The 1,241-nt window shown below is 48.4% G+C and carries 2 protein-coding genes and 2 tRNA genes; all 4 read right to left on the reverse strand.

The genetic code is table 11. The annotated features are described in order from the left end of the window. Positions 1–231, reverse strand: a 231-nt coding sequence (locus tag AC2VE5_RS27960; protein ID WP_486890767.1) for a DUF2188 domain-containing protein, incomplete at its 3' end; no start/stop codon positions are given. Positions 232–487: 256 nt separating this feature from the next. Further along, positions 488–559 (reverse strand) — tRNA-Thr (locus tag AC2VE5_RS27965). Between the two features lie 13 nt (positions 560–572). After that, a tRNA-Tyr gene (locus tag AC2VE5_RS27970) sits at positions 573–657 on the reverse strand. Positions 658–811: 154 nt separating this feature from the next. Continuing rightward, positions 812–1,241 (reverse strand): CBS domain-containing protein (locus tag AC2VE5_RS27975; protein ID WP_486890768.1); only part of this gene is annotated, 430 nt, incomplete at its 5' end.

Below are 1,241 nucleotides of genomic sequence, written 5' to 3' on the forward strand. Positions count from 1 at the left end.
CTGACGTTGGATAGCCTGCGCCCACATGACACGAGCGGCATTATAAGCCTTTTTTTTAGAGGAAAAGGTCTCGGTACTCCGAGGTTGATTCCCTTTCCTTACAGCCCAGCCGCCGGTTGGCTCCTGAACAACGCGGAGCAAATTGATCTTCTTCCCAGTAGAGCCTTTGCCTTTGACGGAATGGCCGGTCTTGGTAGATTTGTTGATTTTCTGAGTTGTTTTGCGCTTCATAAGCATTCAGCGATTCTCTACAAAATCTGTTGATCCGGTAGATCTTAATTATAAAGAGCGGTTACACCTAATATCATCTAGCCATCGTCAGCAGAATCCGTACCACTTCGCGTACCACTTTTAGCCACAAAAGATCCAAGAACGCCCAATTATTACAGAGTATTATGCACTAATGATAATAAAGAACACCCAGCAACTTAAATTGCCAGCCGCTATAACCTATATCCCGTAAGACATTGATTTGCTTTCTTTATAAAGCCCGTGGCGAGGATTGAACTCGCGACCTCACCCTTACCAAGGGTGTGCTCTACCACTGAGCCACACGGGCATCTAATTGACTGTGGTGGGCCGGGCTGGATTTGAACCAGCGTAGGCATAGCCAGCGGATTTACAGTCCGCCCCCATTAACCACTCGGGCACCGACCCTTCTTGCCCACGGCTTCTGATGGTAGCATAACGAGCGGTTTATTCACAATCTCAGAATTTGAACAAACGACTCAATGATGGGGCTTCAAAGCCTTTGATTTCGATGTCAAACCGGAGCTGACTTTGTCTATTCCCCCGCCATCAAACCAAGCGCTTAAGTTTTGCTTGAACCGGAGGGATTCCGGGGAAGCCCTCCTCTGCCTAAGCCAGAACGGACCGATAACCTTACTGGAACATCACTCTCATCATAGATTTCCCCCACTAGCTCTTCTAAAATGTCTTCCAGGGTCACAAGTCCAACTGTGCCGCCATACTCATCAACCACGATCGCCAGATGCAATCGCTGCTGCAGCATTTCTTTGAGTAAGTCTGCCACTCGTTTTGTTTCTGGGATATAAACAGGGGGGTCGATGGCAACAGTCACAGGTTGATTCCCCTGGGCTTTAAGCTCCTGCAAGGCGCGTTTGAGATGAATTACGCCCACAATCTCGTCCTTAGACTCCTCCTGAACCGGGATGCGAGAATATCCAGTTTTTAGGCATAGGTTAACCAGGTCTTGCAGGGTCGCCTCATGGGAAATTGTT

Source organism: Aliterella sp. E5.1 (assembly GCF_057473825.1).